The sequence below is a fragment of the Solwaraspora sp. WMMB335 genome (assembly GCF_049179075.1).
In the GTDB taxonomy this organism is placed as follows: Bacteria; Actinomycetota; Actinomycetes; order Mycobacteriales; family Micromonosporaceae; genus Micromonospora_E.
This window is the reverse complement of the sequence record NZ_JBMHMF010000001.1, coordinates 4,562,346-4,585,908: the sequence shown is the minus strand read 5'-3', so window position 1 is coordinate 4,585,908 and position 23,563 is coordinate 4,562,346. Positions and strand designations below refer to the sequence as shown.

Annotated in this window: 1 protein-coding gene; it reads right to left on the bottom strand. The window is 69.3% G+C overall.

Translation table 11 applies throughout. The annotated features are described in order from the left end of the window. Positions 1-60: 60 nt before the first annotated feature. Entirely contained in the window at positions 61-23,427 is a 23,367-nt protein-coding gene (locus ACN27F_RS19800; RefSeq protein ID WP_421435512.1) for a hypothetical protein, read from the bottom strand. Between the last annotated feature and the right edge of the window lie 136 nt (positions 23,428-23,563).

Sequence of the window (23,563 nt, the reverse complement as noted above, 5' to 3'; positions counted from 1 at the left end):
TCCGGTGAACCGGTCGCGCCTCTGGAACGGAATCCGGGCACGTTCCGTTCACCGCGACCGCTAGTCGGAGGTCTGCCCGTCGCGGATCCGATGGGCCGTCGCGTCGACCCAGGCCAGAACCTCCTGGATCCGGTACGGCGAGACGGTAAGGCTGTCGTTCACACTGTTGTCGAACGTGACCGACCGCCAGATCCCGCCGTCGACCATCAGACCGGTGCCGTCGGCGCTCGGCATGAGTCCGTTGCCCAGCACGGGGAAGATCATCGTCAGCCGGTGCCGATTCCGCAGACGATGCACGGTCGGGTCGAAGGCCGCCGTGAGGAACAGTGCCCTGCGGGCCAGCCACGGGTCTGACGACAGCAGATCGGCCAGGCCCGCCACCTGCTGCTCGGACAGCCCACCGAACCGGCCAGGGCCGAGCACGACCAGGCTGCGCCCCATCCGCGCCGCAGCATCAGCCAGCTCGTGCGCCCATGTCGGAGCGCCGCCGTCCCCGAACCACCACAGGCCGGTTGCGGCCTGCGCCGGCGGAGCCAGCCACTGGGCGCTGTCACGGTGCTGCAGTTCGGCAGGAATCGTGATGGCATCCTGGTACTGCCAGCGAACGATGTCGGCCATCGCGTCGTAGTGCTGCCTGGCCTCTGCGGTGGACATGTGCCGCTTGCCGTGGGAGCGCACCTCGACGACGAAGTGCGGGACCAGCAGCATCCCGGCACCGAGGTCCGGCCCCGGCACCGTGCCGAGCCCAGCCATGACCTCGATCTGTCGGACACGCGGGGCGGAGGCGTCCAACGCGCTGGTGACGAATTCGTCGACCGTGACCCGGCCCAACCTGCCGAAGCCGATGTCGACGCTGCCGAGGTCGAAGCGGTGGCCCGGTGGCGCGCCACGTCGGTACTCGTAGTCCGGCACCCGAGCCCGGAAGGTTTCCCGGACGATGGTCCTGATCGCGGCGGCATCGGCCGCGAGGTACTCGCGCACGTGTTCCGGCATCGCCGGCAGGGCGTCCTGGAACGACGCCAGGCGGGACAGCAGCGCGGCGTGGGCCTTGATGAGCCGGCCGGGGTCGACGGTTGCCTGCAGCGCGGCGGCGGCGGTGGCATAGACGAGTGTCAGGTACCCGCTGACGATCCGGGCCTGCCGGCGGACCTCGGGGCTGATCAGATGTGGATCCACGGCCGGGGTGGTCATACCCGGGGGCAGTCGTCTCTGTTGGAGGGTTGTCACGAACCGCGCGGCGGCCCATTCACCGAGCGTGATGCCGTCGCTCAGATGGTCCCTGGTGTAGTAGCCCACTGACTGGTCGCGCCAGACGTTGTTCCGGGTGAACTCGACGAACTCCGCGAGACCGGAATAGATCGCGCCGAAGGTGAAATGGAAGTGGTTGCCCGGGCCGTCCCCGATCGGCCGCGGTCCCACCCGTGCCTTACGCCCCAGCTCCGTGAAGACCAACTGTTCGGTCGAGGCGTACAGGTTTGGCAGCGCGATCGTCGGGCCCGAGCCGGGCTCCCCCGGGATCTGCCCGGCCGCCGCCGCCATCCGCTCGAACGCCGCGAAGACCACATCGGGATCGTTGCGTCCCACCTCGTGCGGATGCACCCGGAGCACCGACGAGACCCGCTCGATCATGCCGAGATTCACCGACCGCACTCGGTGGTCGTCGTTGTCATCGTCTTCGAGCGCGTCCTCCTCGGTGCGGTAGTACCGGCCGCCGGACTCGTAGAACGTCTTGGTCTCCACCACGATCCGAAACGATCCGTCCGCCGCGTCGGCCAGCGAACGCCCGCGAACCGATTCCGGGTCGGTGCCGTCGGAGAAGAACAACAGGACCGTCTCCTCCTCCTCGACCCCGCCGCCGAGCCGCATGCCGTCCGCGCCGGAGTCGGTCGAACGCAGTCCGTCGAAGTCGACGTCTTGACCGATCTCCTCCCGCGTCATGTCGTTCAACGTGTCCCAGCCCTCGCCCGCGCTGTCGCCGACGAACAGCACCCAGGAACGCCCGGCCCCGGCCGCGCCCGCTGGACGGGTGACCAGCTGCGGATCGGAGCGCTGCCCGTGCGAGGACGGCCCGACCGCAACGTCCTCGAAGGGGATGTAGAGGTCGTCGCGGGGGGCCAGCACCGTGCCGCCACGCGCGGTCGCGTACCGCTGCGCGAACCCGTCGTCGAGTTCGCCGGTCCGGCAGGCCAGCAGGGCCACGTCCGGTGGTAGGTCTGCGGTCACCGTCGCCAGCTGCTCGGCCGTCAGCAGCACCTCTACGGAGAACATGCCGATGCGGGTCAGCGCCCGGACGAATTCGCCGTCGCCGTGCACCACCACCGCGGGCAGTTCGCCGGGCGGCAGCCAGCTGCGGCCTCGTGGCTCTGCCGGACCGGCCGGTTGCGGCCCGCTCGCCCCGCGCGACACCTGTTCCCAGTCAGCGGGTGACAGCAGCGCCAGCACCGGCCGGCCGGAGACTACGTCGCGCCGCATCACCAAAGGCTTCCCGTCAGCCAGGAAACCACCATCGCCGTCGGGTGCGAGGTCGCGGACCGGCCCTGCCGAAAAGGCTTCGAAGGGCTCGACGTCGAACTGGTCGGCGGCACTCGCGGCGTCGGGCGACCACCGGGCGTCGGGCCGCAGAAGCTCATCGAGCTGGTCGGGTGACAGCTGTTGGAAGGTCTCTGCCAGCAGCTGTCGGGTCAGGTTACCGATCCCGTGCTCCCGCGCGGCGGAAAGGCCGACGGCGAACAGTGTCTGCCGGGCCTGCCGCGGGTCGGGCAGCAGGGCATCGTCCATACCCAGCTGGTTGGCGAGGGCGGAGAGCGCGGCGACGAGCGCGGTGTGATCGGTGACCGCCGGGTCGACACCCGCCGCGTCCAGCAGCGCGTCGACCACGTGGTGTGCGGTGAACGAGGCGCCCGGCCGCTCGACGGCGAACGTCGTCGGGTCCAGAACCCGCCTGTCGCCGAACGCGGCGCGGAAAAGCCCGCGGTCCTGCTCGGTGATGTCATGAATGGACTCGATCCCGACGTCCGGCAACTCTGCCGGGCGTGGCTGTGGCCGATGGACGCGTACGTCGCCGGCCGTCGGCGGGACCCCACCCGCGACCTGGATGATCCTGACGGTCTCCAGCGCCTCCCACCACAGCTGCCACGGGGTGTCCCGCGACGGCGATCCGATGACCACTCGAGGATCACCGTCCTCGATCTGCGGCTCGCCGTCGAGCGCTCCGACCCAGAGTCGCTCACCGACCACCCGGAACTCCATCATGGGCAGCCTGAATCTTCGACCACCACGGTAACGGAACGGGACGGCACCATCCGGCGCGACCGGGACGGCTGTGGGGTGCACCCGGTAGAAGGCGGCGAACGGATGCATCGTGCCATGGAATGTCGGGCCGAATGCCACAAAGTGATCGACCAGCGGGCCGTCCGGATCGACCAGGTCCACGCCGAGCAGCAGGCGGTGGGAATCGCCGAGCAGCCGGGCGAGACCCACCGCCTGCTCGGCCGACGCCCAGCGCCCGGTCGTCGCACCGTCGGTGGTCAACTCCACCAGCGCACCGGTCGGGAGGTGATCCCGCAGCTCGGCCAGGACCCGATCTGCCTGCGCCGGGTCGGCCACGTGCACGACCACCAGCGGGTCCAGCGGCGGGGGCAGTCGATGCGGCGGCTCGGCCGACGATCCCGCCGGACGGATGAAGATCCCCGCCGGGCCGAGGCTGACCAGCTCGTACCCGTCGATTGGCGGCAGCTGCCCGCGCGGCTCCGAGCTCCAGTCACGCACCGATCCACCGGCTTCGAACTCGGCCTGCAGGTGCAGCGCCGACGCCTCCACCGGACGGGCAAGATACTCGAAGTCCAATTCTCTCTGCGTACGGTGCCACTTCGCATCGCCGGCCCGCAGACGTCGATGGACCCGGCTGCCAGCCGGCGCCGAGTCGGGATCGGCCTTCGCCCGCCCGGCGTCCTCCATCTCGGCCGACGGATCGATCGCGTACCCGCCGTTGGCGGTTTCCACTACCTGCCGCAGGGCGAGCGCCGGTAGCTCGCCACCCGGCTGTCCGGATTGCGCCAGCAGGTGACGGACGGCCCCGTTCCCGATCGCTGCGCGACTCGATGGCGAAAAGAGATTCCGCCGGAGCGAACCGGTGTCCGAATCGGTGTCCGGACCGTGACCGGTGTCGAGCGTGGCGAGGTAGGCGGCGGCCCGCTGCTCGAGATGCAGCATCTCGTGTATGACCGTGCCGAGGATGTCGTCGACCGGGCGGTCGATGGACAGCGACAGATGCCAGTCGTAGCCACGGAAGGCGCCCCAGGCGTGTGCGTCGTCTGCGGTGCGCTCCACGAAGGAGATGGAAGTCGGCGGTGGCAGACCGATCCGTTGGGCGATCAGGATCACAATCTGGTGCCAGGCGTTCATCCGTTCGGCCTGCCGCTGCTGGTCGTCCGGGTCGGTGGCACGGTCCAGGAACCGGTACCAGGCGCGCGCCGTGGCGCGGACCTCGGCGAGAACCGCCGGGTCCGCGAGCCGGAAGAACCGGCTCTCCCGCGCGGCTGTCAGACCGAGCAGAGCGTCGTGTGCCTCCAGGAAGGCGCTGGTGTCCGTCGCGTCGAAGACGTCGACCCCGAGCCGCCGCGACCCGGTGGTGATCTCCTGTGCCGGCCCATGCCGGACCTGCCAACCGGCCCGGAGCAGGTCGGCCACCAGCCAGCCCAGGCCCGCATGGCGCAACGCCTCGTCCAGTGGCAGCGGCCGCAGCGCCCGCAGCACCGTGCCGTCCTCGTCGAGCTGGGCCCGGACCAGCACACTCTGGCCGTTGACGGTGGCCAGGTGCACTCCGTAGCCCGGGAGCAGGAAGTCGTCGCGGACCCGTTGGCCGTCCGCGACGATCCGCTGGACGAACTCCCACGCCTTGTCGCGCGGTGTCCGCCAGCCCACCGCCCGCTCCACCCAGTGCCTCGCCCGATCCCACCGGCCCGCCACCGAGGTCCAGCCGACTTTGCGGGCGGTACGGTAGAAGTGCCGGATCTCGGCGGGGGGCAACGGGTCACCGGTCCAGGTCACGACCCCGGCCCCGGCGACGCCGCGGCTGAGCTGATAGATCGTCGCGCCCGTCCCCGGGTCGACGATCTCGAACATGTCCGGGGTGGCCAGCCGGCCCGCGACGCGCCTGGTCTGGCCGTCAGCCAGCGTCTCCGAGACCACGGTCAGCGGCGTGCCATCCGGAGCCGTGGGCGACCACTGCGGATCGTCGCTGGTCCACGGTGCTCCGAGCGACGACTCGGTCGCTGCCGACGACGACGAGTCGGATTCCGGCCTGGTCGCGTCACGGTCCATCGCATCGGCGATCGATACACCCGGCCCGCCCGCTCGACGGTCCAGCCCGGCCAGGTCGGCTCGGATTCCGGCGAGTTCCACCGGCTCCTCGGTCACCGGCACCAGCAGCACCGGAGTCGAACTGTCCGCGCCAACGTCCCGGCGGACGGCGTCGGCGAGCTGCACGAGCAGCGCGGCACCGCCGGGCACCGGCCATCCGGCCGGGGCGAGATCGGCGGTCGCCGCGTACGCGATCACCAGCGTCCCGTCCACCGGACCGATTCCGACCGGCACGTCATCGCCGCCCAGCCACCAGACCCGGCCCGCACCGTCGAGCGGGTCGACCACGCCCGACTCGCCGATCAGACGCACGGAACGCGCGTAGCGCCTCGACAGCGACCTCATGTCCAGCTGCCGGGTGGGCATCCGCGCGGCGAGTTCGAGCACCCACATGAGCTGGATGGTGGAGTCGCCGTCGCCGGCCCTCACCTCGGCGAGCAGCCGCTCGACCAGCGGCTCACCGACCAAATCCGGCCCGCCCGGTTCCCGGCTCAGCATTGTGACCGCCCGGTGCGCGGCCGCGAGCCGGGCGATGGTGACCCCGTCGACGCCGTACGCCCTGGCCGCCAGGTGACCGATCGACGGCAGGTCGGCACGGCTGGCCCCGAGCTGTCCGGCCAGGTGGTCCAGGCTGTGTTCCCGGTCGCGGGGAGTCGGCGTCTGCGGGTCGAGGCCGGCAGCGGTCAGCAGCGCCTGGGTGATCGACCGCAGGTCGAATGCCGATTCTGCGTTCGCTGGCCGGTACGCGAATTCCTCAGCCGGCACCGCCGAGCCGAAGATCCTGGTCAGCAGCTGATCAGCAGGGCTCGGTGGTCGGCTCGTCGCCGGCGACGGCGCCAGAAACTCGGCGAGTTTCGACCGCGACCGTACCGACTGCCTGCCGCCCGGGGCCAGGTCGTCCGCCGGGCCGAACGCGGTGATCAGTGCGCTTGTCCGCCCTACCCCAGAGACCGTCGACCCATCCGGGCTGTTCGCCAGCGTGGTGAGCACCGAATGGTCCGCTGTCACCTGCGTCGGGTGCTGCGCCCACAGCAGCAGCAGCCGGTCCTCGGCATCGGTCTCGTCTGCGGCCACGCTGTCGATCACGATATTCAACAGTGCGACGTCGATCTGCTCGGCCTCGGTCAGATCGACGCCGCGGGCCAACTTGGCCAGCGTGGTGAGGTCCGGTAGGTCCGGATCGCCGAGCAGGCCGAAAAAGATCTGTCGGCGTGTCTGCGGGTCTGGTTGCGTCAGATAGTCGTACGCCTGGTCTCGCAGGCCGCTGCGGGAAAGCTGGAGGACGCCCTGGGTGGCGACGACCCGGTCGTCGTCGGACTCGCGGCGGCTCTGCTCGTCGATCCGGTCCAGCGCCCGGGATCGAGGCACGTCTCCCGCCCGACCTGTCACCTCGACCAACGAGGTGAACGTGTCGCGGGACTGCTCCCAGGTCGGGGCGTTGAGCAACTCGTCGATGCTGCTGTCGACAATCCGGCCGGCGAGGGCGTTGGCGCTGCCGTACTGCGCGCTGACCCGCTGGTCCAGGAATCTCACCCAACCAGCCCGGGCTGGACCGTCGAGCGAATCCGCGACGCCATCGACGATCTGACCGGCGGTGTGTGCATCCCCACGGACCAGGGCGGCGACCGCCCGCACCATCGCGACATCGTTACGTCCCTTCTCGTCGGGCTCGACCGAGGAGAACAACGACACGAGGCTCCCGAACCGCGCGAGTGGCACCACGGCGACGAGTTTGCGCATCGCGTCCTGCCGTCCGGCCGCGTCCGGCGCGGTCAGCAGGTGGGCGACCTGCCGCCCGAATCCATGGCCGGTGAGGCTGAGCACGGTCGTCGCGCGGGTGACCGCCGTCCTGTCGCCGATACCGGCCATCCTGGCCAGCGCTGCGTCGTCCCGGCCGGCGAGCCGGATGGCTACCTTCGGCAACAGGTCACTACCCGGACCGGACAACAGGCTGTTGAGCGCGGGCCAGGTCGAGGTGGTGGCGTTCCCGTCCGGTTCGCTCAGCCACCTGTCGACCGTCGGCATGAGCAGGTCGGTGGCGAACTCCGCCACCGCCGCACGGGCCGCCGGCTCCATGGTGGGCCCGATCCGGGCGAGCCCACCGGCCCAGCTCGTCCGCTGGGCGTCGGTCAGGTCCGGACCGATCTGGCCGCGCGCGTCATCTCCTCGTGGCGGCACACCACTGATGACCGACGCCGTGGCCCGAAAGAGTCCGGCGATGACCGGGTTGACGGTGTCGGCGATCTCGGGCATCGGCTCGGCGCGCAACGGTGGCAGCTCCGCGGCCTGATCATAGAGCCGCCTCGACAGCGCGGCGAGGGCATCGAACCAGCCGCGCAACGCGCGGACCCGGCCACGCCGCGCCCCGATGGACCGGACCTCCAGAACGGCCAGTGGCACCTTGAGCCGGCCGTCGTAGCTGTCCAGCGCGTCCAGGGTCGTCATCCCACCAAAGGCGTCATGCTGGTCGATCGGGCGTCCCGACAACGCTGCCATCAGGTAGTTCCTCGGGGAGACTCCGCCCCTGGTCACCGACGCGGTCCACGGCTCATCGGGCGCAGCCAGCCGGACCTCGGGATGACCGCCGGCTAGCTTGAGCCGGGATGAAAAGGTGGGTTCGCGCTCGGCATGGAACGCCGCGAAACGGTCGTGGAGGTGCTGCGCGCGAACTGTCAGGTACATCCGCGCCCACCACGGCAGCTCGGCCCAGTACAGCGACATGGCCTGCCGGGACAGGGCGGCGACGTGCGCTTTGACCAGTTGGTGGGGTGCCGCGAGTTCGTCGGCGAGTCCGGCGGTCTGCGAGTACACGAGTGCGAGCACACCAGCGACCGCGTTGGTCACCCGGTCGGAGACTCCGGTGAAGACCGAGCGGAGGTGTTCGGCCTCCTCGCGTCCGAAGTCGAGTCCCGCCTCCAGATTCTCCTTCGTCCGGTAGCCGACCGGCCCGCCCGGTGACTCGTAGCTGACCGACTGGTCCCGCCAGGTGTGCCGAGCGACATAGTCGAGGAACTCGGACAGAGACTCGACCGGCGTGCCCATCGTGATGTGCGATTGCGCTCCGCCGGCGTCGCCCGCAGGCGGCGGGCCGATCTTCCCATCCAGGTGGACGTCAAGCCCGCCTTCGGTGAGCAGGGTGGAGAGGTCGGCGTCGGGCAATCCGGGTACGCCGGAGATTCCGTCGAGCTTGTCCTCCAACGCTGCCAGTCGGTCCCAGAACTCGTCGGTGTTCTCGATCCGTCCTTCCTCGTCGTCGAGGGTCCGGATGATTCCGGTCACCACCTCCGGGATGAGCGCTTCCCGCTTGACGGTCCCCCCGTCCGGGTCGGCACGCAGTTCGTACGCCCCGCTCGGTGTCCCCCCGGCATCGACCCGACGGTGCAGATCCTTGGTCTCCGCCACGACCGAGATCGTGGCCTGCCGATCTGCCCCGATCTTTGCGCCGGGGCGTGGCCGGTGGCCGCCGGCCACCTCGATCGGCAGGGTGCGTTCACTTTCGATCCCGCCGCCCCGGTACCCCGAGCTTCGCGCCGGATCCGTGATCGACCGCGGCAGGGAACCAGACTGGGGCGCGCCGTGGTCGTTCACCGGCCGGACGACCCCAGCGGGGTCGATCACCACGGCTCGAGCGTCGATCTCCGCGTCGAGTCCGCTCGGGGTGGTGTTCTCGTCGAGCAGCACCGGCCGACCATCCGCCGTCAGGTCGATCCACCGGACGCCCTCGGCGGTGTGATAGGCGGCGTAGACATGGCCGGCGTCCTGGTGGGTCCGGTCGAGCAGGACAACCGCAACCGACCCCGGGCCGAGATCCGCCCCGGCCAGGCGGTCGGTCAACGACGTCCACGAGTCGAACCGCTCCCAGTCCCGGCGGTCCGCCAACCACGACCCGGCCCCCCGGCCGAGGTCGCTGTCGTCCCGCGCCCGGGGGACCCGCACCGAGTGCGGCAACGGCTCGCCGCCGGCCGGATGCAGCCGCGCGATCAGCGACCGCGCCAGTTCGAGGCACTCGGCGAGGGAGGGTCGGTCGCGCTGCGATGCCAGCCGTAGACCATGGTCGACCACATCACGCACGAGTTGATTCAGCGTCTGTGCCGAATGGACCGCCGACGTTGCCGGATACGCCACCGGCCGGACGTCGACAGTGTCGACAGATTCCGCTTCGGCGGAGTCGCCGGGCAGGGCTGACGTGTCCGACAACGTCCAGCCAGGCACGACGCCGCTGGTGACGACGAACCTGACGCGGGAGACGTCGCTCGGCGCCGACGCTTGCGCGCCCACCTGGCCGTCCCAGAAGACGACCTGACCATTCTCGTCGCGAAAGACATTGAACGCGTGGGACATTTCGCCATCCGGCCCGTCCACCACCACGATTCCCGACGCCCGCTGCGACAACGCACCCGACATCAGCGTCTCGACCACGTCGAGGCTCTCGACCTCCCGCAGGTCGGCATCGGCATAGAACCGCAGGGTGTCGACCTCGGTGGCCACCGAGGTCGGCGCCGTGAACCGCTCACCACCCATCGACTGCCACGCGGAGTCGGCGACGATCGACGCGAATACACAGTTCGTGTCTGACAGCTCCGGATTGACCTGATCTACGGTCAGCTGCGGATGGCGCGCCAGGAATCGGTCGGTGTCCATCTTCGGACCCACCTGCACCCACGTACGCCGATCCACGGGCCCGGCACCGGCGAGGTCGTGCCGACCCGGCTGGGGTTCGTCCCGCAGCGGGGGCAAACTCTTCACCTGGTCGTACTCCGACTTTGCCAGACCCGCGAGAGTCTCGAACCAAGCACGAGCGTCGGCGACAGTCCCCCGGCGCGCTCCGTACGAGCGAACTTCCAACACACCCAGCGGTACGGTGAGCCGCCCGTTGTCGGTGTCCAACAGGTCCAATGTAGTCATCGAGCCAAAGAGGCTCTGGTCGATGGACCTACCATCAAGCGCAGCGGTTATGTAATCGAGCACCGTATGGTCTCCGCCGTCAACGGAGGTCGTCCACGGCTCGCCAAATCCGGCCAACACGACCGACCCCACGGCGAGTCGACGCCGGAGGGTATCGCTGTGCCCCGCGTAAAACTCGGCGAACCGATCGTGGATCGGCATTGAGTGATTTGCCAGGTACCAACGAGCCCACTCCGGAAGCTGGTTCACGTACAGCGCCATGGGTTGCCGGGAGAGCACCGCAAGATGCGCCTTGACCAGGGCATCATTGCCGAGATCGTCGGCCAGGGCCGCCGAATGCGCGTAGATCAGCGCGAGTACACCCTTGAACGCGTTGACCATCCGGTCGGAGGGATCACCGAAATACGACCGAAACATCACTGCCTCACGCTCGGCGAACTCGAGCGCCCACTCGAGATTTTCTCTTGAGTGGTAACCAATCTCGCCAATAGGTGACGAGTAGAGAACGGAATGATCCCGCCATGTATTCATTGCCACATGGGTCAGAAAACTAGTAATACCTTCGACCGGAACACCCAAGGTCATATGCCAATGCCATGCCCCAGTATCCCCTATTGGCGGCGTTGCGATATAACCGTCCACTTCGACGGCGGTGCCATCGACGTCGAGCGACTCCAGCCGCGCACCCCCCTCCGTGAGGACGTTACCCAGATCGTTTTCCAGGATTCCCGGCTCGCCGTCCACCTCCTCGAAGCTCTTCTCCAACTTCTGGAGGCGATCCCAGAAATCATCATTGACCTGGATTCGGTCTCGCTCCTCGTCGAGAGTCCGCAAAACTCCGGTAACCAACTCCGGAATCACGAACTCACTCCATTCACTATCTTCGGTCGGTGCCAGCATGAGGGCACCAGCAGGAAATTCCTCGGTGTCGCGCGACTGCTCGTGCAGGTATTTGGTCTCGACGACGACCTGGTAGGTACCGGCCGGATCGGAGGCGAGGGCCTGATCTTTGACCACGTCGGGGTCGACCTGAGCATCGTCCGGGTCGGACGCTTCCCGCACCAGGACGATCGGCATGGTGCGCTCGCCTTCCAGCCCGCCCCCCGCAGCGCGATCCGCTGTACCCGGATTGCCGGATTCTCCCCGATCAGCCGCCGTCGGATCCTGGACCACGCCATCGGTCGGCACGAACCGCACCCGGGACAGATCCGCCGGCACCAATGCCTGCCCACCGATCTGATCGTCCCAGTACATCGGTCGACCATCGGCATCCCGAAACACCCGGAACGCGTGTGCCAGCTCACCGTCCGGGCCGTTCACCACCACGATCCCCGCAGCGTCCATCGACGTACCGGGATGCGTCATCGCCGCTGTGATCGCGTCGATCCCCGCCACATCCCGCAACTGCCGACCCGCATACCACGACAACACGTCGACCTCGGTGGCCACCGACGAGGGCGCCACGAATTTCACCCGACCATCAGATCGCCGCAGTTCGTCCCCGACGATCGCAGCGAAGACGCAGTTCGTCCGGGACCTGGTCGGATTCAGCAGGTCGGGCCGTAGATAGGGTTCCTTTCGCAGGACCGCGTCCTCATCGACCCGCGGACCGACAGGCACCCAGCCGGCACGATCCGCCGGCGCAGCACCAGCCACATCACCGGTCGACCTGCCGCTGCCACCGCCCGCAGGTCGGCCACCGATCGTCGACGGGCCGGAGTCGGTTACCGGCATCGTCAACTCGCCCAGCAACTCCCTACGGCGGGCCGGCTCTGCCGAGTCCCGCCGCCGGTCCTGCTGGTCACTGCCGTCCTGCTGGTCACTGCCCTGCTGCTGGTCACCACCGGAGACGACGAGCCCCGGCACGTCGACGGTCGGCACGCGGGCCTCGACCATCGCCACCACCCAGCGGACCGCACTGGGCGAGTCGCGCCAGTCAGATTCCGGCCGCAACTTCCACTCGGGAGTACCGGTCACCTTGAACAGCACTTTCCGGTGGGCGAGGACATTGGGCGCGGTGTCGGCTCCCCCGCGCTGGCCCGGGAACCGCGAGCCACGACGGTCGCCGTCGTCCATAGTGGAGCCGGCGGCGACCCGTTCACCCCCCGCCGCGGACGGCGTGAAGTAGTCGAACTGTACGGTACTGAAATTGCCAGGAGCGATCTCGAATTTCTGGTCGACCTGGTCACGGGCGGCCCAGATTGCCAACCCGGCCGCGCCCTGAACAATGCCTTCGCGCTCGGCGAGGCTGACCGAACCAGCTGTCGCCGATTGGATCGACGCGTGCTCGATGACGCCCTTCCCGCCGCTGCCGATGACGAACGGTTCCGGGTCGCCGTCGACCCGGTCGTCGGACAGCTCCCACGGCGTGGCGGCGACCGGTTCGATCACCAGCTTTCCCCGACGATCGAGAGCACCCGTGGGATCCTCGATCGTGAAGGTGCGCTCCGTTCCTTTCGCCCGCAGCAACCGATGGACGTTGGCCTCGCTGGTCGGCCCAGCGAGGTAGCTGTCGATTTCCCGTTGACCATCCGAGATTGCGGCTACCTCAGGTAGTACCTGCCGGGCCACTGTCACAAGTTGTTCGTAACCGTTGAACCAGCTCATCCGGATGGACGGCGTCACCGGTTCGAACGGTTCCAGCTCCGGCAGATGGGTGCGGGGATCGCTGTCGAACACCTGCGCCGCCGCGTACCAGCTGGGCGGGGTGGGTTGGATCGGCCTGGGGCTGGTGTCGCTGAGTGGTACCCGCAGCTTCACGTTCGTGTCGACCCACTGCGAGGTTTTCGACCGATTGCCGGCGATACCTGCGAGGGCTGCATTCACCAGCGAGTTTCTCAGTGGCTTTACCTGCACCCGGATAGCCAGCTGCACCGGCACGTCGAAGTCGACCATCGCGTCATCGCTGCGGACGGTGAACTGCTCCTGCTCGGTTCGCTGTTCCGAGTCGGACCTACCGGCCTCGTCGACGACCGCGCCGAGGATCCGGCCGTTGCTCCAGCGCACGTTGCCGGTTCCCGGCGTGGTGATCGGCACCGCGGTGCTCCCGCTGATGGCCAGGGTGCTGCCGGCAGCCGCCGACGTTGATGAGGAGAGCACCCCCTCGGCTTCGATGCCGGCACCAGTCGAACGCCGACCGAAGATCTTCCTGAGGTCTTCGTCGGTCTCGAAGCCGTCCGCCGGCTTCGCGAGCAGCTCGATCCAGCCCTCGACGGCGTGGCCCCAGTAGGTGGTGGTGAACGGTCGACTGCCGATGACGACGGGGTGGACCGTTGATCCGGAAGCGAAGTACTTGGCCATGCCCGCCGCCGCCACGTCGGGTGCGCTGATCTCGGCGATGCCCTGTCGGATGCCAGGCATGTACGTCGTCGAACCCGGCCGGATGGAACCGGGCACTTCCTCCTCGACGGCCGCCAGCCCACCGCGGTACAGCGTCCGATGCGACGGTTCCGGAACCTTCTTGGCAGCCGGTGCCGGCGCGGTGCTCTGGCCGGCCTGCGGCCTTTCACCCATCTCGATCGCGGTGCCGCCGCCGTCTGAATCGCGAGGTTGCCGGACGCCGAGCTGCGTCGCCTCGTCGGCGCCCACCTCACGACTCGGTCCGGGCTCGGTCGCGACGCCGCCGGCCGGCGGCGGCTTGGGAACCGGCGGGCCGGTCTCGGTGACATCGACGATCGCGGCGTCGCCGAGGCCCAGCCGGGCGACGATCCGACGTGGTAAATAGCGCACGCCGTCCGCGATCGGGGTCTCGTGGGCACGCCGGGCGGTCTCATCCGCCTGCCGCTGCGTGACCGCGTCCTTGATCCGGCTGACCAACGCAGCCGGCAGACCGTCGATCGGCGGCTCCGTCCCGCCGAGCGCGGCTCGGGCCCGCCACAGGCTGACCAGTTCGTCAAAACTGAGAAATGCCTCGATCGCGTCCGGCACATCGACCGCCAGCTGCTCCTCGCTGGACCCGTGGATGTTCACCGACTCCGCAGCCGTGGTAGCGACGTTGCGTTGTGCGCCGTTCATGGTGCCGACGAAGGTCAACGGGACGCGGACCGGATACACCTCGCCGTCGTAGGTGGCGGTACGGACGTCCGTGGTGCTTTCGTTCTCGTCGTGGTTTTGAGATGTGTCGATGGTCGAGCGGCCGCCGACGGTCGGCACCTCGACGCGGTGCCGGTCCTTGATCAGCATCAGGGACAGTGAACCGTCACCCCGGTGCTGACGGGTGACGGTCCGGCTCGCACCACCACCGTCCGTGATCGCCTGGGTGGCTTCGTAGTAGACGCTGCTCGGACCACGACCCTCAGGCGGCGCGAGGTAGCGGGGTCGCCCCGGATAGGCCTGCAGTTCCAGGAAGCCCTCGGACATGGAGAACTGGCCCTCCTCCACGATCTGTTCGCTCGTGTAGGCGCTGGTCAGCATCTGCCCCAGCTTGTCCCGCAGCCGCACCGGGTTGACGAACGCCCGCCGGGCCTGAGCCGACAGGGATGCCTCGCTGGCCGGACTGTGGCCGGTGAACCAGCCGTACACACCACCCTTCGGCCCGCCGAAGACAAGCGTCGCCAGCTGCCCGAACAGTCGGTTGAGTGCCGGCGAGCCGGCGACGGTCGTGGCACCGGGCAGCAGTCCGTACTGCTGGTCCGGCCGCCGGTTCAGGTTGGCCCGGTCGTCGTCGGTGACCGGGCGCGGTAGCACCGGGGCCGGCGCCGGAGCTCTTCCTTCTTTCAACACCAGCAGGTCGGGCACCCAGGCCCGGATGGTGACCTTCTCGTGGGCCGTATTCGACCCGTCTCCCCGGTCGATCTCGGATGTCCAGACCGGGTCGTTGGCACCGGACTGGTACAGCTCAGCCGAGAGCCGCCGGGGCAAATCGAATGCGTGGACCGGCTCATGCGGCGACTCGATGATCGTCGACCGTCCGACGGTCGACCCCGCCGGGTTGGACCGCTGGACCCCTCGGCGGTACTCGTACGCGCTATTGACGGGGATCGCCGCCGGGACGTCCGCCGGGCTACTGCGGATGCCGATGAGGGCGGTGCCCTGAAGCCGGGCGGACGCCGTGGCGTCCGACTGCCGGGCGGCGGTCATCGCGGTGCTGCCCTCCGCCCCGAAGAACAGCTGACCGTCGGTGGTCGAGCCACGGTGGGCGGCGTCGCCGTCACGACTCACCTTCCACCGCACCATCACGCGTTCAACCTCGACGAGGTGCTTCTTCTCGAACGGGATCCAGATCGAGTCGCCGTCCAGTTCGTCGAAGTTCGTTTCCCGGAAGTCCGGGCTGGTCACTTCGAGTAACCGGTGTAGGTTACGCACCTGCTCCGGGGTGGGATTCGGACCTTCCGGGAGGAAATGGCGATCGCGGAGCTGCTGCTCGACTTGCTTGTCCACCCCGCCGCCTGCCAGCTCCTCCGCCTTCCAGTCACCGAAGACGGTGTGCCCTGCGGCCCCGGTCCCGCCGTGCTCGACGGCGGCGGGTGGATGGACACCCGCATCGGGGTCGGACAGGTTCAGCGGTACCCAACGGACCCGCCCGCCGCGCCGATGGCTGGCCTCGCCGACCCAGGAAACCGGATCGACCGGCTGGCTACCACCGATCAGCTCGGCCGTCCACTTCATGTCGACGTCCGCGACCTCGGCGGGCTTCATCGTCCCGTCGGGCTGGCTGCCGTTGTCCCAGCCTCGCAGCAGCGATGCCGGGCCTCCGGTCTGCTGGGACCGGCCGCTACCGGTGGACACTCGGCCCTGTACACCGACCAGTCCTGAGGTGTAGGTGCCGAAATTCGCGGTGCTCGCCATCGTGGCGTCGGCGCCGACCATGGTCCCGCCGATTCCGAGGCCGAGCCCGCTGCTGCTGGACAGGCCGGCCGTGCCGCTCTCCCCAACCTGGTTCTGCTGAAAGGTCTCGATCCGCGTGGCGGGTGACGACGTCACGATGCGGGCCGGCGCCGGTTGCGCCTTGAGCCGGAGAATGCCGACGAACGCCCCGTCGCGGTCATACAAGGGTGCGGACAACAGACCGGTACGCCGCAGCTTGCCGAAACCACCGGTGAGGTTGGAGTTACGCGTCAGCTGGAGCAGATGACGTTGCGAGTCGGCATTCAGTCGGTCGAGCTTGTCGATACGGCGGCGCAACTCCTGCTCGACCCACCCCGGATCGTGCACCGCGTCCAGGATCGCGACCGGCTGCCCGGCGAGGCGCTTGGCCCGGTCCCCGAACTGCCCGTCGACGTCGGTGTGCGGGCCCTTGGGGTGTGCGATGTGTTCCGGGAACATCACCGTCGTCGCCTCAGTCGACCGCACGATCCGGACCACCGCATCCGGCACACGCGTCGCGGCTGTCGCGTCCGGGGAACTCCCCGGGGTCGTCGTCGACGGGGGCGGAATCGACGGGACGGCTGCCGACTCGACCCGGACCCGCCAGACGACGTCATAGGCATGCGGGTAATGCGGCTCACGCAGCCGATGGATGTGCGAGTGCTTGACCCCGAACATCGTCCGGACCTGGCGGATGAACTGGTTGTGAACCATGTTGGACAGCAAATTGACATTGAACGTACGTAGCACCGGGATCCTGTCGAGCAGACCGGCGATGCTGCCCAGTGGGACCACCAGATTCCGATTGGTCTGCGCTGTCTGACTGGTATCGGTCGTGGTTTGGTGCTGGCCCCGGCCCTCCGCCTGAACCCCCGTACGGCGCGATCCGGTGGACGACTCGTCGGACCGGCGAACCAGTTCCGCGGAGAGTGTCACCCGGACGGCGTCGGCACCGTCACCGACCACATGCGAACCGCCGCTCGGCGTGGTTGTCTCCCGCCTACCCCGGCTCAGCGACTCGGCCGCGGTCAACCGACGGATTTCCTGTCGGATGCTGGCCCGCGCAGAGCTGCGCGGTTGCCCTGCGCGCTGCCAGTACTCGTCCAACGCGGCCAACGTCTCCTGCTGGAGCCTGACCGCGTCCTGGTCGGTGACGATGGTCTGACCGCTCGGGTCGAGGATCGACATGCTGCTGCCCAGGTCGGTCAGATCGGCCTGCGCCCGGCGACGTGCCTGCCAGCCTTCCACCACGGACAACTGTTGCTGGAACCGCGCGGCGATGACGCCGTACGAACGCCGCTCGGTGTCCAACCGCCCCGCGCGAGCGCCCTCCTCGTTCCTCGCTGCGTGCCACGCTGTCCGGGCTTCCGCCAACGTCTCGCCTAGCGATTCTTGCCGGTTGTTCAGGGCGACTTCCTCGGTCTTGCTGCTCGCCAGCTCTTCGCCAGCAGCGATGTGCAGGGGCGAAAGCCGGTCGATCTCCGTTGCGAGGGACTCGATCCGCTTCTCGGCAGCGGCCAGGTGTTGCTGCTTGACCTCGACCGCCTCGGCAGCTCGGGCGCTGGTGGACTCGAGTGCCGGTCGGGCCGTCGGAGTGCGCTCGTTCGGCGGCAGAGCCGCCTGGGTCCGGTCGAACTCGGCGAGCGCCTCAACCGCGCCCTGGGCCTGCTTCTGCAGTGTCTTCAGCTCGGCCTTCGTGTTCTCAAGTTCCGTCTCAGCCTGGCTCTGCTCTCCCCGGGTCCGGTCCAGATCATCCTGCAGGGCGCGCAGTATTCCTTCCTGTTCAATGATCCGACCCCGTAACGCGGTCAGGTCATGTTTCAGCTGCCGCAATTGCGCCGACAGCTCGTCGATCCGGGTCTGATGATGCGCGACGCGACGCACCGCGTCGGCATGCCGCTGAGTTGCCAGATCGAGCCGGCTGGCGGCTGCGACGAGATCCGCCTGCGTCCCGGTCAGCTTGTCGTGCTCCCGCGACCACCGGCCGAAGGCCTGTGCCGATGTCAGATCGAGACCGGAATCGGGCATCGCTGGCGGGGCGGCACGGCTCGGTCCGGCCGGAGCAGTCGGAGCAGTCGGAGCAGTCGGAGCAGCCAGCAGCGCCGCCAGCGGCGGGGGCGGGATCGTTCCGGGGATCGCCAGCATGCCGGACCGGGCGTCGTCGTAGGCGCTCAGCAGCGCAGCGAGGGCGATCTCCTGCGCCGCGCCGGGTGTGCCGCTCGCAGACAGGCGGTTCCGCTGGGCCGCCAGGCCGTTGGAGAACCTGTCGAGCTTGCGTACCGCAGTCGCGGCAGCCAGATGGCCGCCCGCGGCCAGCGCCCGCAGATCGGCCACGCTGAGATCGGCCCACCGGCGGTACGCGGCGCCGATCCGGTCCACCGCAGCCGTGGGGGCCAGTCCCGAGACGTGCAGCAGCGCCAGCGGGCCGGCCTGGTGCAGCGGGATGAACCGGACGTCGAACGGATGTGCCGGCAACTGGGTTCGCTCGCGGGTCTCGACATCGACGAAAGCCACGACGCCTGGCCTTCCGCCGTGCTGGTGGACGAGCGTGACCGCCGGCGGCGTGTCCGCTGTGGTCCGGGTCAACAGGACACCGGCGGATCCCGGCGGCGCCTGCGACATCGTCTGTTCGACGCGGTCGTAGCTGGCCCGGTCAGACTCCAGGCGGACACCTGCGGCGGTCAGGTCGATCCCGTCGGACGTCGCCGCCGCGAACCACCGCGCCGCGTCGCTGTCTGGTCCGCCCGCGACATGGGCGATCAGCTGACCGGCGGTGGCCAGCAGCCGGCCGACCACCGGGGCACCGTCGGGCGGATGGAACGACGGAAGGTCGCCGTACAGTTCCCGCACGATCTCCGCCGCAGCGCCTATGCTGACGCTTCCCGCCGTCGGCCCGGCCGGTGTGGTGCCGGGCTCGACGGCAGCCGGGCCGGCTGGTGCCTGGCCCGACACACCGGCGCGATCCTGGTCATCCCTGGGTGGCGATTGCCGGAACATCGATACGTCAGGTGCCGCTGGTGCCGGCACCACCCCGCCGGTTGCGACGAAGCGGACCCGCGACACCGCTGGCGGCACCGACGCCGGCCGGCCCACCTGACCGTCCCAGAACACCACTCGGCCGTCGCTGTCGCGGAAAACGTTGAACGCGTGCGTCACCGCACCGTCGACGCCGTTCACCACCACGATGCCCGACGCGCCCGCCGAGGCGTCCGCCATCGCCGCTTCGACCGCGTCGATACCCTGGACATCCCGCAGTTCCGCGTTCGCGTACCACGCCAGGGTTCCGACCTCGGTCGCCGTCGACGCTGGTGCCACGAACCGGCCACCGGTTCCGGACCGCTTCGACCGCCAGACCATGTCACTCACGATCGAGGCGAACACGCAGTTGGTACTGGACCGCTCCGGATTGACCCGGTCGATACTCAGGTCCGGATTGCTGGCCAGGAACTCGTCCGCGTCCACCGCCGGTCCCACCGGCACCCAGCCGGCCCGGTGAACCCGACCCGCGCGAGCCACACCATCGGTCGCCGACGCAGGTGACGACACAGGCTTGAATCGGGGAATCGACGTCGACGGCGGTCCGGTGCCGCCGGAAGGCGCTCCAGGCAGAGCCGTCGACGGGTTCCATCTCACCTCGTCACGCAGCAGCAACGCGGCGGCCGAACGTTCGGCCGCGTCGCCGAGCACGCCTTCGTGGGCTACCAGCAGCGTCTCCAGCCGGGCGGCCGCCACGTCCCGCGACGACCCGTCGAGAAGCGTCGACGTCGTGACCTTTCCGTCCGGCCGGGTCTGCCAGTCGGCCCTGCCCAGATGGTCTGTCCGCTGGTCGGGCCGCAGCTGCATGATCCGCAGCTCCCACCGGATCCCCTCGATCGCGGCCGCGCGTTCGAGGCCGTCGCGGCGCGTCCCGTCCGGTGCCGGACGGCGTGCCATCCAGGTCGCGACGGCCCCGGAAAGCTGGGCCGCCACGGAGGCATCGTCCGCGCCCCGGCTGATCAGGATCTCGGCGCCGTCCGGGTCGTCCCGTAGCGACAGCACCGAGCCGTCGGGCGCTCCCGGTGGCGGCCCGTCGACCAGGCGCATCGGGATGCGACCGGTGTCGGTGCCGAGCGATGTGCTGCCCCGGTCCATCCGTAGGTGCAGCACCCGGCCCTCGCCGCTGCCCGCCACCTCGGCATCGAGCAGGCCGGGCAGTTGTGTCGCGGCCAGGAACCGCATCGCCTGGTCGGCCACGCCGAAGATCTCGTCGGAACGGTCAGCGGTGGACCGGGCACCGGATTGCCCGGATGGGCCGCCGTCCGCTGTCGGGTCCGTGGAACTCTGCGGACCGGTGGCGGCCGAGGCCGTCTCCCGGTCGCTGTCCATCGGACGTGAGCCGGGATCCGACGCGGACCCGGCGGCTGGCGACCGGGTCGCGGTCAGCGGCATCGGTACGCCGACCAGACCGACCGGATCGTCGCTTTCCGTGTCTATCTCATCGTCAGGTGTCGTGCCACCCCGTACCCCGTCGCCGCGTGCCTCTGCTGGACGCGGCGGGGTCGCGCTCTCCACGGCCGGCGGTGTCTGCCGGCCGACGGCCTGATCGGGCTGCTGGCGCCCCAGGTCACGGACTGTCCGTTCGACAGCGTTCCGTTCGACAGCGTTCGCCGGGACCTCAGCGGCGGGCTGCCGTGGTTGATCCGCAGTGGGTACCCGATGGTCGGGGGTGTGCGTTCGGACTGTTGCGGCGCCGGTCTGCGTCTCGCTCGATCCGGATTCCACCGTCCCGAGGTCGTCGATTTCGGCAACGTCCTGAGAGGAGAGGAATTGGGTGAGGCTCCCGGGCTGGCGTCCGACGGCATCCTCGTCGACAGGCGACTTGTTGGTGGTCGGCGGGGCTGCGGTGGTCGCTGGCGCTGCGGTGGTCGCTGGGGCTGCGGTGGTCGCTGGGGCTGCGGTGGTCGCTGGGGCTGCGGTGGTCGCTGGGGCTGCGGTGGTCGCTGGGGCGATCGCCGCCGCCCGCGGTGCGCCGGAGTCCTTCGCCACGGGCACCGGTGCGTCCGACTGGACCCCCGAGGTGTTCCGGACGTCCACACCGTCGGCCTGAGCAGAGCGCTGCTGACCGCCGCCGACGGTTTCGGTCGACACTTGCTCGGTCGAGGTGTCCGACACGCCCTGCACCGGATCGGGAGCGACGACCCCGTCCGCCGAAGGGTCCGGGTCACCCGTGGTCGTCGACACGACGGCCGGATCGTCGACGACCGTCTCCGTCCCGGGCCGTGCGCCGTCACCGGCACGACTTCCCTCGCTACCCCGGGTGCCCTCCCCTGCACGCGTCTGGGTTTCCGACTGGCGGTTGCTGCCGGTCTCGCCGCGTTGGGACGGATCGGCGCGCCCGGGGGTGTCACCGGAACGCTGGGCACTTTCAGCGGTCTGCGCGGGCACGGCACCGCCGCCCGACACACCAGTGCCCGACACACCGGCGGCCGGTCCGGTACGGGTGGATTCGACGCCGTCGCGCGTGGCGCCTTCCGCCTGGCCCAACTGTTGATGGTCGGTGTCGCCCGGGAGGTCCGCAGTGACCGGCGCTTCTGGTATGGCACCGTCCCGGATGGCCGGACCGGCGTCGGCGTCGCCGATGCCGGTCCGCGTGAATCCGTCCGTGCCGTCCCGATTCGCGGCCTGACCACCGCTCTGACCGGTGACCGCAGCGCCGTTCACCTCACCATCGATGTCAGTAACCGCGCCACCATCGGGCACCGTCGCCGTCCGCTCGACGGCCGGCGCTTCCGGTTGCCCGTTCGCCCCGCGAGGGGCGTCCGCGCCGGCCTGGCCCCCACCGATCTGGCTGTTGACGGTGTCGACGGAGCCTTCCTCGCCGCTGACCCGCCCGTCGGCGTCGACCTGCGATACGGCGTTCCCGACCGAACTGGTGACCGGGACACCGCCGGCCAGATCGCCGCTGCCCAGAGTGGGCGGGTCGGTCGCCCCACGAGAGATGCCCACTCCGCCGACAGCCCGCGCGTTCCCCTGCCCGGCGAGCCCTTGCTGCTGGGCCTGGTGGCCGCTGCCGAATCGGACCAGGCCAGGAACGCCGCCACTCGGCAGTACGGTGCCCGCGGCGTGTTCGAGCAGCCGGTCGTCCTCGTCGTCGGTCGCCCAGTCCGGGGAGTCGTCGTCAGACCAGACGCTCGATCCGTCGCCGCCGAGCAGCCGTTGCTCCGAGACATCGCCGATCCATGTGGTGTCCTGGTCATGGTCGTCGACCACGCTGCCGTCGACCACGCTGCCGTCGCCGCCGAGCAGCCTCGCGTCGGTACCGATGACGCGGTCGTCGTCGCCGACCAGGGTCGCGTCGTCGTCGACACCGAACACCGTCCTGTCGTCACTGACGACGCTGTCGTCGTCCGTGATCTCGGTCGCGCCGTCGTCGGGCAGTGGCCGGAAGGCACCGTCCCATCCGGTGATCGATGGCAGGTTCACCGATTCCGCGAGCTGGGTGGGGGTCGCTGCGTTCGACTCGTGCAGACCACTCACGAAGGCGCTGGTGGCGGTGCCCCACCGTACCTCGATCGGCGCACCGACCGCGGCCTGACCGGCCAACTCGGCGGGAATCGCCACCGCACCCTGCGCCCCACCCTTGGTGACGATCGATCCGGCCCGGAATCGCCAGTCGTTCTTGATGAACACGGTCCCGTCGGGTAGCGCCCGGTCGATCTTCGCGATCCTCCTCGCCGCCCAACCGACCAGCGACTGGGCACCGAAGTTCGTCAGACCGGCCGCGCCAGCCTGGATGATCGTCTGGATGGTCGCATCGCGGATCGCGTCCCAGTTGATCCCCTCTCGGTAGTCCCGGTGGTCCTGGACCGCCTGGATCAGCAGCATCAGCAGCGGCTCCTGCGCCAACTCCTGGGCGACCTCGACGAAGATCTGCCGGAGGATCGCGGTGATGATGGCCCGGAATCCGGCGATGGTCGCGGGGATGGCGAGTGCCCCGAACAGGGAGGCGATCAGCCAGGCCAGCTGGATGGCGAGCAGAACCAACTGGACGACGATCATGATTTTCGCTTCCTGAAGGTCGGCAGCGCCGTTCTTCAGGTCCTTGCGCATCTCCTCGACGGTGCCGCGCAGCATGTCGATGTTCTGGATGACGTTCCTGAGTGACTCGTCAACTCCGTCCGCAAAGCTGCCGGACAGCACGTCGGGCACCACGGACCGCTGCTGCACGACCTTCTCGCGGGCGGTGTCCAACGCATCACGCAGGTTCTCCCACTCGCTCGCGTGGGCCCGCATGCCGCTTTCACTCCCGATCGGCCACCGCTGACCGACCAGGAATTCCAGAATGTCATTCAGCCAGGACGGGATCTGTGTGTCCATGACAGATCACCAGTCGATTTCTGTTGGACGTGCCGCCGGGCACGCGCCCGGGGGTCGTCCCACCACTGGTCGCCACCCCCTGACGCACACCTAGCAACGGCACGGTCAGCATGCCGCTCGTCGGCGCGGCGACGAC